Genomic DNA, 13,721 nt, shown 5'->3' with positions numbered 1-13,721 from the left:
CGCTGACATGGGATCGCGGCAAAGAACTAGCTGACCACAAGCGCTTCACACTGGCTACAGATATCCAGGTGTATTTCTGCGATCCACGAAGCCCGTGGCAGCGCGGCTCAAACGAAAATACCAACGGCCTGCTGCGCCAGTACTTCCCGAAAGGAATGGACATCTCGGGTTACTCGCAGGCTCAATTGAATGCTGTTGCCAGACAACTCAATGAACGACCGAGAAAAACTTTAAACTACGAAACGCCGGCTCAACGGTTTTATCAATCTGTTGCATCCACCGGTTGAAACCGCCACCCAAAGTGGACGTTGAAGAATAAATATTTTTCTATAAATTCTATGGAAGTTCATATCTCTGAGTTGGGTGTATTTATAAACTTGATTGGATGTCGATATCGCCACTATCGCACTATAGTATTTCAATGGACTGCCCGTAATTGCCCTTGTATTGGAGCAGCCCGCGAACGGCACCACCTGTTACATCTTCCCTGGGAAGATCTAGCGGCGCGTGCGTTTTTTCTTCTTCCAGTATTCGGCTTACGAAAAGCTGGCTCGGCTCGCGGCGTGGGCATCATTTCAGGGCAATCTTGATGATTATTTTGATACTACATTTACGCGTGCAAATCGGTTGGGAGACTCAGTGATTAAATCCGTGTCTCCCTAGCAATAACGTGGACTGAATTTTTTCAGAAGAGGATATCAAAATGCTGCGCGGCTTATGCTTCGCAAAGCGCACTGCTACTGTCGCAGGAAGTCTACGAATTTGCTTTCGACGGAATCAGCCGAAGTGCAATTGCGATGTATGACGTAAATATCTTTTTGTAGAGTGTCTCCGTCGATACGCAAGACATTAAACTGGCGACTCAAAACTTCATCCGTGACTGCACCCGCCAATACCACTGAGACGCCAAGACCTGCCTTAACCGCATGTTTTACGGCTTCGGTACTGCCAAGTTGCATCGCTACATTAATACGCAAATCTCTAGCACCCAACATTCTCTCAATGATGCGGCCGGTTCCCGTCCCTTTCTCTCCACCGATCAGTTCAATGCCATCCAACTCTTCGAGTTGGATAGTAGATCGGCCTGCCCACGGATGGGATGTGGGAACGATCAACACCAGTTCTTCGGACCGCCAAATGCTTGCAGTAAATCCCGACCGGCTGTCCCACCATTCCATGACGGCGACGTCAATCTCCAGTCTTTGCAATTTATCAGCAATACTTGTGTTGTCGGCAATGACAATATCCAGCTTGACACCGGAACGCCGCTGAAATTCCTTCAAATAGGGCTGTAACAAATAAATTCCGACGTTAGAGCTTGCTCCGATTGTCAGCGATGACCTGCGGAACAGATCGCTGGCCTTTTTAGAAATATCGATCAGCATCTGCGCGTAAGGCAGTAACGCTTGCCCCTCGGTTGTGAGTTTGCTTACGGCATTGCTTCTGTCTATCAATACGGCATTTAAAGATCGCTCCAGCTGTTTGATATGTTGCGTTAATGTCGATTGTGAAAGTCCACGATGCATGGCGGCTCCGCGAAATCCGCCATGCTTCGCGACTGTCAGGAATGTCTCCAGCTTTTCTAAATCGATCACGCCGCGACTGATGCCTTAAGTGGTTCATTGAGAGCACCGTCAGGCCGTTGCCCGGCAAGAGCCTGCAGAATGCTGTGAGCAGAATATCGCTCGATTTCCAGCCGTACTTTTTTTACGCCAGAGCCCACATGAGGGGTAAAAAGTGTTTGCGTCCGATTGTTGAGCAAGGCTTGTGGCACCGTCAATGGGCGGTCTGGGCGTGCCCATTCTTCCATTTCAAATACATCGGCAGCATATCCTGCCAAATGACCTTGGTTCAAAGCCTCTACCACCGCATTTTCATCAACAACGGAGCCACGCGATGTATTAAGAAGATAGCTTCCACGCCTCATTTTAGAAATTGCATGAGCATCGATCAAATGGAAAGTGTCAGACGTCATGGGAAGCATGGGAACAACAAAATCACTGCAAGTCAGCAATTCATCGAATGATACTTGCCGTGCATTCCATGCTTGTTCATCGACAGGATTGAGCGGAACGCTGTCGCAGTAAACGGCGTTCATTTCAAATCCGGACAGTCGTTTGGCAATGGCCTTTCCTACGCGTCCCATTCCGATTATTCCTATGGTGCTGCCAGCCAGGCCAGCACCATAAAGCTTCGGTCGCCAGCCATGAAACGTCCCGCTTCGGACATGATCGTCACCAGCCATGACATGGCGCGTTAATCCAAGCAAAAGGCCTACGGTTAACTCTGCGGTTGGCACCGTCAACAAGTCCGGCACGATACCGAACCAGACACCGCGCTTTGTACATGCATCGACATCGAAATTGTCATAGCCTTTCAGCGCTGCAAAAACGATCTTCAATTTCGGACAAGCGGCGAGGAAGCTGTCGTCAACACTGTCAGGCATGAATGCCATGACGGCATCTGCATCCTTTGATCGACGCAGCAATTCTTCGCGCGGTAATGTTTCAAGCGTGTCGTTAGTCACGACTTCCGCAACAGACGACAGCATTTCGACGATTTCAGGGTGTACCCAATGCGTGATTACAATTTTAGGTTTCATGTTTAAAGTTATTTGAAGTGTTTACGAAGAAAACCGCTGAATCCATCGACCAGCGTCACCATGGCTAGAATGACGATAAGAATGGCCGATACTTCCTGATACTGCATGATGCGCAATGAACCCATCAGTTCAAACCCGATGCCGCCTGCTCCAACCATCCCCATTACCGTCGAAGCGCGGAAGTTATATTCCCAGCGATAGATGGCGGTATCAGCCATTTGCGGGAGTACCTGCGGTAGAACGCCATGGAAGATTACTTGAAGCGGACTGCAGCCTGCCGCTCGAGCGGCTTCAATTGGTGCCTGATCGGTATGTTCGATTGCCTCGGCAAAGAATTTTGCGATCATGCCAACTGAATGCAGCGCCAAGGCCAATACGCCAGGCAAGGCACCAAAACCGACTGCCGCGACAAAAATAATTCCCATGATCAGCTCTGGAATTGAGCGCAGTCCATTCAGCAAGGTCCGTGCAAAGTGGTACACCAGCGGATGAGGGGTAGTATTGTGCGCTGCAAGAAAGCCCAATGGAAGAGATAGCAGCACTGCGATTGACGTACCGGCGACACTCATGGCAAGCGTATCCGCTAATGGACTGATCCAGCTACGCAGCTGCGCGAAGTTTGGGGGAAACATTTCTCCCATCAGACTGATCAGGCTGGGAATGCCCTCACCCAAACGTTCGGAGTTGAATAAATCAACGTAGTACCAGCAAAAAAAGATGATTGCAAAAGTAGCCGCGACAAATATGAATGAGCGATTCCAGCCCTGTCGATGCTGCGCCAGCACAACGTTGAATTCAGCTTGCATTGAGTGCTTTCAAATGATTAAAACTTTGAGAGGTCTAGTTTGAGCAGACTGCCTAGGTTGCGAACGACGTCGTAGTCCTTGTCAGACGCCGGGCCAAAGCCTTCAGCTTTGAAAGGCTTCAACACTTCCGGATCTTTCATCTCAAGAAACACCGTGCGAATTTTGGCTTTCAATTCAGGCTTCAAATTGGAACGCATCGTCCACGGATATTGTGGAAATGGCTTGGATTCCGCGAGTACCTTGACCTTGTTGGGATCAATCATGCCGCGTTGAACCAACACCTCGAAAATCGGTTTGCTGAGACCACCTGCCTGGGCATGACCGTTTTGCACTGCCAACGCCACGGCGTCGTGCGCACCGACAAAATGTTCGCGATATTGTGTGCCGGCCAAAAGCCCACCTTCAGCAAGCATGGACTTCGGAATCAAGTGACTTGATGTCGAAGCTTTGTCACCATAGGCCACGTCCTTGTTGGCAATATCCGCAATACTGTTGATACCGGCGCCAGTATTGACGATCAACACAGCCTGATAGGTTGTGCTGCCTTTTTGCTTGATCGCAGCAAAAGGTTCAATCTCGCTTTTCTGACGTGCCAGCACATAAGACAAGGGGCCGAAGTAAGCCAGGTCGATACGACCGTGACGCATAGCTTCTATCATCGAAGAATAATCAGTCGTTACAATCAACTCGATTTTCTTGCCTAGTGCCTTTTCAAGATACAACTCCAAAGGCTTATTGTTTTTGATGACAGTAGATGCGTTTTCATCCGGCAGCAAAGCTACCTTTAAGGTCTCTGGATCAGGATTGGGAGCCGCAGTCGCGGCACCGCTCAACAACGTGATTGCCGAGAGCAGCAAAGCCGTAAATATTGATTTCATTGTCATTCCTTACATTGATAAGTTTAAGATTGAAGCGAACGGCATGGTCGGTACTTCCGAAACGGTAGATGGTTTGGCGTCATACAGTGCTGCCAACACGTTCTCATTCAAATCGGTCGGAACCGCGTCGAACATCACCTTGCCGTGGGCAAGTCCAACGATTCGGTCTGAATATTTGAGTGCAAGATCGACTTGATGGAGACTGACCACTGCAGAGATGCCATCTTCTTTGCAGATTTGACGAAGGATTTCCAGCACCTTCTCTGAGGTTGCCGGGTCAAGACTGGCGACGGGTTCGTCGGCGAGTATCAGTTTTGGTTGCTGCGTCAATGCCCTGGCAATCCCAACGCGCTGTTGTTGCCCGCCGCTTAATTGATCGACACGCGTAAGTGCTTTATGCAATAGACCGACACGATCCAGCGCTCGCAATCCGATTCGTTGTTCTTCTTGCGATAAAGGGAAAAGACTGCGAAGTGTGGTGTGATAACCTAGGCGGCCCATCAGCACGTTCTGCAAAGCAGTGCGACGAGCGATGAGTTGATGCTGTTGAAAGACCATACCGGTCTGACGACGATGTGCCTGCAATACACGTCTGTTTTGCAACAGCCCCAATCCAACGACATCAATCGTGCCAGCGCTGGGTTGGCACATCATGTTGATGCATCGAAGCAGCGTCGACTTGCCCGCGCCAGACGCCCCAAGGAGAACGGTGAACTGTCCCTTGTGGAGTTTGAGCGAGGTAGAACGTAAAGCATAGGTATCGCCGTAGCGTACCGATACATCATTAAGTTGAATCATGGCTTGCACCCCTCTGATTTCTATTTGTAATCAATCAAGTTGATTGATTACGAATTCGAATGAGGCAATGTTAATGCTCGATTGTTACGAGTTCATTACAGAAATTGCGTGCCTATATGAAATGCATAGCGACTGACTGAGCATAGTTTTGCAGCCAAACTTTCGCGCGTATATAGAGTTGTATGGATATCAGGTATGAAAGTTTAAAGACACTGCTCTTACCATAGCTGACGGTTGGCAAACTCAAAGATCCCGCCGGATTTGTTGTGCGCTTGAATGAAATGTTGCTGGGATTAGCGAGTAAATATTTTTTAATTATTTAATTGGTTCAATTTCTCAGGGCCAAATTGATAGAGGCCACGTTGGAAGTGGCGTGGCCTCTATCTTTCACAAGCATGTTTGATGAGCGGTATATTTACCTACCGCGTTTACTGCCTATGGCTAAGGAAATGCGGAAGAAATCAAATTCCGAGTGACCGGCGGCGTAGTACGCATTCTTTTCCGCGCCATGCTAAGTTTCGCGATTTTTTCGTGTCCGCGACCACGTTTCTTATTTCACGGCTCTTTCGAGGCGATATACTGGCGCTGACGGCCGGCATCATTAACCGTCCGCTTTTGGCGGCGGTTTCAACCGGTGGATGCAACACACTAAAGGCTATGCAGATAGCGGGAGTGTGTCATGGAGCGTCGCACAAGGATCATCTATACCGATAGTCAGAAGGCTGTAATGTGGGAACGCTGGAAGAAGGGAGAATCTCTTCAGCAGATCGCACAGCTCTTTGACCGCAATCATTCCTCCGTGCAGCGGATACTTGCAGAAAGTGGCGGCATCAAGCCGCCGCACCGTACCCGCTCTATAAGATCACTAACGCTAGCTGAACGCGAAGAGATCTCTCGATCCATCGTTGCAGGTCACTCTATGCATACCATCGCCAGAAGTATAGGCAGATCACCATCGACAATCAGTCGCGAACTCAACCGCAACGGCGGTGTTGAAAGCTACCGAGCAGCTGATGCAGACAAGGCCACGTGGGAACGAGCGCATCGCCCTAAACCTTGTAAGCTCCTGCAGAATCGACCGCTAGCCAGTATGGTTGCCGACAAGCTGCGCCAGCAATGGTCTCCACAGCAAGTGGCCGGCTGGCTCAAACACATCCATCCCGATGATGAGGAGTTTCAGGTGTCTCACGAAACCATCTACAGAACCTTATTCATACAGACACGCGGTGCCTTGAAGAAGGAACTGACAGAGCACCTGAGACGCACTCGAGTCATGCCTCGCTCCCTTCATCACACCCAGAAGACAGACAATCACGGCAAGATCAGCGATGCCGTATCGATCAGCGAGCGGCCTGCGATGGTGGAAGATCGTGCTGTGCCGGGTCACTGGGAAGGCGATTTGCTATGCGGAAGTGCGAACAGTCAGATTGCGACGCTAGTGGAGCGCCATACGCGCTATGTCATGCTGGTGAAGATCGATAGGAAAGATACGCAGACGGTGGTCAATGCGCTCATCAAGCATGCAGGGAAACTACCGCAAGAACTGTATAAGTCACTGACATGGGATCGTGGCAAAGAACTCGCTGACCACAAGCGCTTCACACTAGCGACTGATATCCAGGTCTATTTCTGTGATCCAAGAAGCCCGTGGCAACGAGGATCAAACGAAAATACCAACGGACTGTTACGGCAGTACTTCCCTAAAGGGTTGAATCTCTCTGGCTATTCGCAGGCACAACTCAATGCTGTAGCAAGACGATTGAATGAACGACCAAGAAAAACACTAAACTACGAAACACCGGCTCAACGGTTTTATCAATCTGTTGCATCCACCGGTTGAAACCGCCGTCGGGAGCGGACACTCAACTAATTTGCGCTACTGACAATATTTTGCACGCGAACGGGTGGGAACTTTGCGATGCGATAAAGTGCAACCTTGCTGCATATACTCAATTCAATCAAGATTTTCAGGTTGCCAGCCGTTTTTTACCGCATACAATGCAGCCAGTCTTAGGGCATGAGCGTCATGTAGCGCGTGGTGACGTGGCCGCCCTGGTCCGTAGTAATTGTTCATTAACGTTTGCAATGTCGGTTGTTTATCCTCCCCCATTGACCACGCTGTAAACTGAATTGGACGGACATCTAGATTGTTGGGCCATTTCTGTAGCAGTCTTTTTAATTGGGTAAAGTCGGCGTCTATACAATCGGTAACTATTATTGCTTTATCACTAATGTTTTCAATCCAAGCCACTAAAGATTCGCTGATCAACGCCTCGTTTTGCACGTAATCGTCGCTGCCGTGAAGATGCGGCAAGACATTGAAATGGACCCACTCGTTGCATTGAACCGTCCAATGCACTTCTGGAAGCTCCGCGTAAAATTCCTGACCCGTCTCATCAACTAGGCCAATTGAAATTAAATCAGGCTTGCGCTGGTCTAGCCCTGTGAACTCTGTATCGAGGAATATAAGCATGATGCTAGGTAGGTAGCTATGTCGGTGATTTTGTAATGAAAATCCTGCAGCATTCACAGTCGGAGCTATCGCTTAAATAGCTTATCGGTTACGCATTAGAACATTTCTTGTGCGTTCAACGTTGCATGTGACAGATGTCCGCTTTGGGCCGATAGCGGATGTCCAACGCAACCTGTGGAAAACTGGAATGCGAACGGGGGGTAAGCCGCGCCACTAACCAGTGGCAGCTTCAATGCGAATACTCAATCAGTGTCTTTAAGGATGTATCCAAAGGACTGAATGCATTTCTTCCGATTAACTAATTTCTATAATTAAATTTGGATTGAAATTGTCGTTTTCAATTTCGCCGACGCGCGTCATATAGCCGCAAGGATTGCAAAGTACTCGACATTTCCCGATTTGATAATCAAACGATTCGTGCGTGTGACCGTGAATCCAAATGTCACTTAGGCTGACGATCTCATCTAAACGAGATGCATAGCTTGCTGATATTGGGTCGGCAGAATATCTATCTGATACGGATAAAATAGATGGTGCCATGTGAGTGATGACAACTGTTTTTCCCGAAAATGGCTCCGATATTTTGGCATTAAGCCAAGATTTTTGAATCGAATGAAATTGAGCTGTATCTCCAGCTCGCAGTTTGCGATATCCCTTCGTGGCTAATCTAATTCTCTTATAGTCCACCATCACGGCTTCTGCTTCTCGCATAGCTGCTTGCCGATCATCATCGCCAAATAGACGAAAATCAGTCCACATCGTCGCACCTAAAAAACGAACGTTATTAAATATGAACTCATTACAGTTTAAAAAGTGAATGTTCGTCGATGCAAGGCATGCTTCTTGTATTTCATATTGTGTATCTTCGATATTTTTTCCGTAACACTCGTGATTTCCATGCACATACAGAACTGGTAATGCGGGAAAAGCCTTTGTAGCCCATGCAACAGCCTTCGCGCCGGTATCGATATCTCCAGCGAGAATGACAATATCTGGCCGGCTGATTGAAATGTCGAAACGTGGAGCCTTATCACGCCAAAGTTCGTGGTGAAGGTCAGAAAGAATTAGAAGGCGCATAAAAATTAGTCCGTTCCCCTAGCGATCAAATACTCATTAAAAGATTGATTTCTTACGCCATGGTTTAGGTAATTTTCTGACGCGCTAATTCTCAGGCTATTAAAACTAAAATCTCTTTTCAAGTTTTCTATGGTCGAAGTCGATAGTTCCTTAACATTCGAACTTGAACAATAGGTTCTATCTAGTGTTTTCGATTGAAAAATATTGAAAACGGTAAGTTCTCTATACATACCACTGTTGGGATACGTGAGCACTTGATTAAACAATAGGTCAAGAATCTCTGCGCCTTCAACATAGTCTTCGGCTGCGACAAATAATTTTTCGATGTAATGATGGAGAAACCTCTTCTCAAAAATTTTAATGCCCTTAGATTCGGGATATGGCTCCTGATTCAATAATGCTAAAAACTTGCAGAAGTTGATCGGCCAATCGGAAAGCAACTCAGCCGACTTTTCTAAAATTTGAATTTTGTCTAATAAGGAAATAGCCATTCGCGAGCGTCCCTTTGGAATATGGATACGTGCAGTGGTTTCGATAAACTTGATCAAAAATCTTAGAGAGATATATTTGAATGCAGTATTTCCGATATGGAGTTGATTCAAAGCCTTGGTTTGTTTGGAATACGCAGTTATCTCTAGTTGCTGGTGTAAAGTAACTAACGATTTGCTAGCTTGAACACCATCTTGTTTTATTTTCGCGCCACAGCTGCAGATGAGAAGGCCGGGTCGCTTCCAGCTTAAATGTTTATTGCATGCGGAACAACGAGTGACCAACGCAATGCGGTGGGTTGGGCAGATGCTAACCAGATCTAAATCCCAAAATGCATGTATGTACCCATTTTCCTCAACACATGAAGGACAGATTCTCGGAGTTCGCAGATTCAACATCTTAGGCGCAACTGGTTGCGTCCTAAACATAGGGGGGCTGGTTTTGGTGAGCGAGCGATAAGACATAAATCCTAGTATGGATGGAGCTTTATCGAACCAACTAGCCAGTTCACCAGGATTGAAATTGACAAGAGAAGTAGTCGCATGAAAGTTCTTACACAAGGTAGCCAGTTTTAATGCATCTGGTAGCGCATTTAATTCTGCAGCGCGCAATGCCCAGCCCAATGCACTTTCACGAGGAAATGGATTCGGTCTTTCCAAGAATATCTCGCTCATATAACGGAACCTTGGGTGAATGGACTCGACTCTTTTGGCTTTGAACTAGCTCGATTACGTTTCTGCTTAACTGGCTCGATAGGTTTGCCGACATTCTTTGCACGAGACATCGAGTCGCGAGACGGCGTTGGATTAAAATCTTTACTGAAGGGACGAAATCCGTTTTCTGCCTGCTCGTAATGTGCGTTGCGATGAGCCTCGTCGAAGTCTTCTAAGGTTAAAGCGCTATAATTTTTTTGCGCTGCTGTATTCAAACATTCTTTAAAAATTTTTAGAACTAGACCGATGACGCCGCCACTAGCGCAGTACCAGCGAAAGGCGAGCTCATCACTGGATAAGTCTGGGAGTGCAATTGGTTCGAACGCTCGAGCGCATCCCACAAGCATTTGCTTGAACTCATCGCGCCCAGAAGCTGTCCCCCAATTAAATCTCCGCAAACGCAACGCTGCACTTGCTCGTCCTGCGAGTTGTTCATTAGCGTCAATTACACCTTTAGCCTCAGGCAATCCTGCAAAAATGATGCTTATCTGAGCCTCATCTGAAAGGTACTTGAATAAGTCGGCGACAGAATAGTTAACTTGGCCTCGATCAGACAAAAAATGCTGAAACTCATCCAGCATCAAAGCACGTACTTCACATCGCTTTAAGAGATTGATCAGTGCCTGCATTTGTTGCTGCTCGGTCTTATAACGAATTGCGGAAGGGGCACCGAGTTTTGCTATTAGTTGAGTCAATAATCCTTTTACGGTCGGCTTACTTGTGATCCTAATGCTCAAAACTGGTACATGCGTTTTTTCAGCCGTTCTATGAGGTGGCCATTTTTGTTCAACGATGTCGAGCAGTCTGCTTTTCCCGCACCGTGATTCACCAAGAAGAATAGCGATCTCAGGATCCGCATATCGTTTGGCTCTTGCGATAAGGGCGTCTATTCTCGCGAGAGCATGTCGGAAATGAGTATGCATATAAACATAGCTGTCGAGCTTCGCGTATAGAGTTGTGTAATCAATGGGAGTATCTGGCATGCTTTTAACCTGGTTTTTGACAGTGTTTTTCATTTTCTTCCTCTTGGAAAAAATTCCACATTTTCTTCGTGAGCGTTTGTGATGGATGGAAACCAACGATCGGATTCTTCTGAGGATGTGTCGAACGGATATATATGATCGTCCGTCGCTTGATCTGAAGTATTGCTTCGCTTTTCGCTGGCTTCTGACAGCCCATCGAGATCCCGCTTCGCTTTCGCACTGCGTGCTGTTTCGCCTTGATATCTCGCCACACGCGCCCGAGTACGTTTCTTTTGAGTAAAAATTTCCTCTTCTACAATTTGAGCGATTTTCTCTTTGGCTTCAGCCAAAGCAAAAATATCTTCTTTTTCAAGATTCTTGGCAGCGAATCTTTGGCAAAGCTGATGCTGCCAGCGTGAAAGGCCGTTGGCATACTCATGCCACTTCACTTTCGCAGGTACCTTAAAAACGTGACCTGTGTCGTGTTCCTCTATGTATATATGGCCGAGGTCATTTGGGTTGTATCTGCATTTCACTTTGGTAGAACCCTTCATGCGCGCAAGATAAAGCCCGCATTCATCGCTGTTATATTCAAGCGTCAGGTGTTCGATTCCATTCCGAGTTAGCGTTCGCTCGAATGGAACCGCAAGAGTGGCGTCGAGATCGGTTACGCAGGCGGGAACTGGAATCGGCATTCCAGTAATATGTTTGCGCCATCTGCTTGCTGGCGGTTCACCAATCGCAGTTTGTTTTTTCTGATGATAGAGGTCGACGATCCAGATATGGACAATTTCATGGAGTTTTTCTAGCGATATAACCGCATTGCCAAGCGAGTCGTATTCATCTTTTTCCACGATGTTAGAAAATGTCGTTCCTGGAAGGGTATGAAAAAGCCCGCGATTCATTGTCCCGTAGAGTCGCTCAATCTTTCCCTTGTAACGAGGTTTCGCACGCGGACAATACTGGATTGTTGTTCCAAATCGCTTCGCAAGATCTTCCAACGCGATGCTGTGAAAATCTGATCCGTTGTCGACAACCAGATTGGTGAACACGCCGTAGCAATCCCAGGTATTTTTGATATTGGGATACATCTCTTTGATGTAGGACTTAGAAAGTATGGCGTGGCGAAGGCAATACGAAACTGACAAATAACTAGGCGGTTCGAACGAAAGGTAATATCCCAAAATGCATCGGGTATCGTCATCAATGGCTATAGTCAAATAAGGCCGTCCCAAAGGCAGACCGCTTCGCCCATCCACAACAGTCAAATCGATCACGGTGTGATCGATTTCCACTCGATCGAGTGGTCGCTCTCCTCGAGAAAATCCTTGGACAGTTTCATATCTTCTCGCAGCGTACGTCTGACCGAATCGAGCGCAACATATGTCGAACTCGCTATACGTCGATCTCAAGCGGCGCCAAAAGTATTCGATGCTTGGCATAGTGAATTTATTTTCGTTTGCCGGCGTCGATTTATTATGAGCAGCGATGTGTGTTGCCGCATGCAAGCGGGCATCACACATACTGAGTCGTTGCTGTGTCAAATACATGGTCTCAAGCGACCGATCAACTATTTCTTCAAGTTCATCGTGATATCGTCTAGTTCGGTTACCTCTTCTTTTCGTTTTGGGAAGCAAGGACGCTATATCATTTCGCCCGTTTTGATATCGACTGATCCATGCCTTAAACGTTGTAATAGACGGGGGCGTGCGATCATCGAGCTCTGCACTTACTTGATCGCTGCAGTTTTGCAGTGCTGTAGCCGATTTTGGTCCCCCGATCGCAGCATTGACGTAGGCAAACCGGCGTCGAGCTTCTGCACGGTCTGACTCTGACGCTGAACTCCAAACATCGAATTGTTTTCCGAGTTTTGTAGCCTGCATTGAATCCGCAATTTCCATTGCGTCAGGGAAGTATAAATTTCCTTTGCTTAACTCTGAATGGAGATCGCTTTCGCAGGCTTCTATGCTGCGACCGGTGAACACGTTATCCATTTTCCAAATACCGTCAGCAAACTGCTTGACCAATTTAAATCGTTCGCCGCTTCTGTTCACGATTGCATTGGGCAGAAAAAATGCTATAGCCATGAGGAATTCTCCTCTGATGTTGACGCAGATGGAGTTGTACTGATGACTGAAGTGGCTGACAACGCGTAGCGCCGGTCATACGAAAAATAGCCTTCGAGAAGAAGCCGACAGACGTCGAATACTGCATTCTCACCAAAAGTGCCGGACACGATATCTCGCCATTGTGGTGGCTTGCGTAAGAAAAAGCGGCGCAGCTGTTCTTTTCTAATGTCGGATACTGGATTGCGCCCTAATCGCAAGAGAATCTTGGCATCGGAGAACTGTGGTTCCTGACGGATTTCCAAATCAGTTACGACGAAATAATCGAAGCCTTGCATAAGCAAGACTGGCCGTATTGCATCGCCACGCTCTATCGCCTCACAGAGATCAGGATCTGTATGGGATTTAACTTCAATAAATGCTGCGCGACCGTTACCTACGACGAATAGGTCGGGAAAATGTTTGTATGTTTTTCCGTTAAGGAAGTATGTGAGCGTGGCTGGTTGTTCTTTGAAACTAACGATGCGAGGATTAGCATCTAACCGAATAACGCAGTCTCTTTCGTTAAACGATTCCCAGTGGACCGAAGTATTGTTCCGGAATGATGGAAACTTGCCGGTTACACGCAAATTTGATCGACGGACGATTTTGCGTGCACGTTGACCTGGTTTCGCCCACTCGATGGTGAGATGTTGCGCGATGAACGCAGTTGTTTGTGTTGTGGACATACGATGTCACACGCCAATCTTCCCTGTATAAAGTAGATTTTTTAGACAGCAGAAATCCCGTCGACCAAAGCTTGACAGCTTTAATCTCTCCCTTTATATTGGAAGCGTTCGATGCAAAAGAACACTTCT

The 13,721-nt window shown here is 47.3% G+C and carries 13 protein-coding genes; 2 read left to right on the top strand and 11 right to left on the bottom strand.

Annotation, left to right across the window (positions count from 1 at the left end):
- The coding region (locus ACFQO0_RS12445; protein WP_382235064.1) for an IS30 family transposase at positions 1–287 on the top strand (287 nt) is incomplete at its 5' end.
- A 450-nt stretch (positions 288–737) separates the two neighbouring features.
- Here the strand turns inward: ACFQO0_RS12445 and ACFQO0_RS12440 are convergent.
- From ACFQO0_RS12440 to phnC, 5 genes are read right to left on the bottom strand one after another with little or no spacing between them, the layout of a single operon-like run.
- On the bottom strand, positions 738–1,595 hold the full coding sequence (locus ACFQO0_RS12440; protein WP_011872575.1) for a LysR family transcriptional regulator: 858 nt from the start codon (positions 1,593–1,595) through the stop codon (positions 738–740).
- A complete protein-coding gene (locus ACFQO0_RS12435; RefSeq protein WP_011872574.1) occupies positions 1,592–2,602 on the bottom strand; it encodes a phosphonate dehydrogenase in 1,011 nt (336 codons plus the stop codon). Before ACFQO0_RS12435 ends, ACFQO0_RS12440 begins: the two co-directional genes overlap by 4 nt.
- An 8-nt stretch (positions 2,603–2,610) precedes the next feature.
- Positions 2,611–3,408, bottom strand: a complete 798-nt coding sequence (phnE, locus tag ACFQO0_RS12430; RefSeq protein WP_011872573.1) for a phosphonate ABC transporter, permease protein PhnE — start codon at positions 3,406–3,408, stop codon at positions 2,611–2,613.
- 17 nt (positions 3,409–3,425) lie between these two features.
- Positions 3,426–4,286, bottom strand: coding sequence for a phosphate/phosphite/phosphonate ABC transporter substrate-binding protein (gene phnD, locus ACFQO0_RS12425; protein ID WP_011872572.1), 861 nt, complete (start codon positions 4,284–4,286; stop codon positions 3,426–3,428).
- A 9-nt stretch (positions 4,287–4,295) separates the two neighbouring features.
- Positions 4,296–5,084, bottom strand: a complete 789-nt coding sequence (gene phnC, locus ACFQO0_RS12420) for a phosphonate ABC transporter ATP-binding protein (RefSeq protein ID WP_011872571.1) — start codon at positions 5,082–5,084, stop codon at positions 4,296–4,298.
- 679 nt (positions 5,085–5,763) lie between these two features.
- Here phnC and ACFQO0_RS12415 point away from each other — a divergent pair.
- Complete coding sequence (locus ACFQO0_RS12415; RefSeq protein WP_011872570.1) at positions 5,764–6,924, top strand: IS30-like element ISHar4 family transposase; 1,161 nt, start codon at positions 5,764–5,766, stop codon at positions 6,922–6,924.
- Between the two features lie 114 nt (positions 6,925–7,038).
- On the opposite strand, the gene ACFQO0_RS12410 is transcribed toward ACFQO0_RS12415, so the two are convergent.
- The 6 genes from ACFQO0_RS12410 to ACFQO0_RS12385 all read right to left on the bottom strand — a co-directional run bounded on the left by ACFQO0_RS12410 (position 7,039) and on the right by ACFQO0_RS12385 (position 13,592).
- Positions 7,039–7,614 (bottom strand): exonuclease domain-containing protein, encoded by a 576-nt coding sequence (locus ACFQO0_RS12410; protein ID WP_382235060.1) that lies wholly within the window; start codon positions 7,612–7,614, stop codon positions 7,039–7,041.
- 237 nt (positions 7,615–7,851) lie between these two features.
- Positions 7,852–8,634, bottom strand: coding sequence for a metallophosphoesterase family protein (locus tag ACFQO0_RS12405; RefSeq protein WP_012080886.1), 783 nt, complete (start codon positions 8,632–8,634; stop codon positions 7,852–7,854).
- 5 nt (positions 8,635–8,639) lie between these two features.
- The gene (locus tag ACFQO0_RS12400; protein ID WP_012080885.1) at positions 8,640–9,797 is read right to left on the bottom strand and encodes a TniQ family protein; all 1,158 of its coding nucleotides are present in this window, start codon (positions 9,795–9,797) and stop codon (positions 8,640–8,642) included.
- Entirely contained in the window at positions 9,794–10,852 is a 1,059-nt protein-coding gene (locus ACFQO0_RS12395) for a TniB family NTP-binding protein (protein WP_012080884.1), read from the bottom strand. The genes ACFQO0_RS12400 and ACFQO0_RS12395 overlap by 4 nt, the downstream gene beginning before the upstream one ends.
- Positions 10,849–12,885, bottom strand: coding sequence for a Mu transposase C-terminal domain-containing protein (locus ACFQO0_RS12390; RefSeq protein ID WP_041296666.1), 2,037 nt, complete (start codon positions 12,883–12,885; stop codon positions 10,849–10,851). Before ACFQO0_RS12390 ends, ACFQO0_RS12395 begins: the two co-directional genes overlap by 4 nt.
- On the bottom strand, positions 12,876–13,592 hold the full coding sequence (locus tag ACFQO0_RS12385; RefSeq protein ID WP_012080882.1) for a TnsA endonuclease N-terminal domain-containing protein: 717 nt from the start codon (positions 13,590–13,592) through the stop codon (positions 12,876–12,878). The genes ACFQO0_RS12390 and ACFQO0_RS12385 overlap by 10 nt, the downstream gene beginning before the upstream one ends.
- Positions 13,593–13,721 lie beyond the last annotated feature (129 nt).

It is taken from the genome of Herminiimonas aquatilis (assembly GCF_042665175.1).
Classification (GTDB): Bacteria; Pseudomonadota; Gammaproteobacteria; order Burkholderiales; family Burkholderiaceae_D; genus Oxalicibacterium; species Oxalicibacterium aquatilis.
This window is presented reverse-complemented; position numbering and strand designations above follow the sequence as displayed.

Bases quoted from the DNA above. Each gene is read 5' to 3' on its own strand.
- ACFQO0_RS12395 (WP_012080884.1), bottom strand. From the start codon at position 10,852: ATGAAAAACACTGTCAAAAACCAGGTTAAAAGCATGCCAGATACTCCC.
- ACFQO0_RS12435 (WP_011872574.1), bottom strand. From the start codon at position 2,602: ATGAAACCTAAAATTGTAATCACGCATTGGGTACACCCTGAAATCGTC.
- ACFQO0_RS12405 (WP_012080886.1), bottom strand. From the start codon at position 8,634: ATGCGCCTTCTAATTCTTTCTGACCTTCACCACGAACTTTGGCGTGAT.
- phnC (WP_011872571.1), bottom strand. From the start codon at position 5,084: ATGATTCAACTTAATGATGTATCGGTACGCTACGGCGATACCTATGCT.
- ACFQO0_RS12415 (WP_011872570.1), top strand. From the start codon at position 5,764: ATGGAGCGTCGCACAAGGATCATCTATACCGATAGTCAGAAGGCTGTA.
- ACFQO0_RS12385 (WP_012080882.1), bottom strand. From the start codon at position 13,592: ATGTCCACAACACAAACAACTGCGTTCATCGCGCAACATCTCACCATC.
- phnD (WP_011872572.1), bottom strand. From the start codon at position 4,286: ATGAAATCAATATTTACGGCTTTGCTGCTCTCGGCAATCACGTTGTTG.
- phnE (WP_011872573.1), bottom strand. From the start codon at position 3,408: ATGCAAGCTGAATTCAACGTTGTGCTGGCGCAGCATCGACAGGGCTGG.
- ACFQO0_RS12390 (WP_041296666.1), bottom strand. From the start codon at position 12,885: ATGGCTATAGCATTTTTTCTGCCCAATGCAATCGTGAACAGAAGCGGC.
- ACFQO0_RS12400 (WP_012080885.1), bottom strand. From the start codon at position 9,797: ATGAGCGAGATATTCTTGGAAAGACCGAATCCATTTCCTCGTGAAAGT.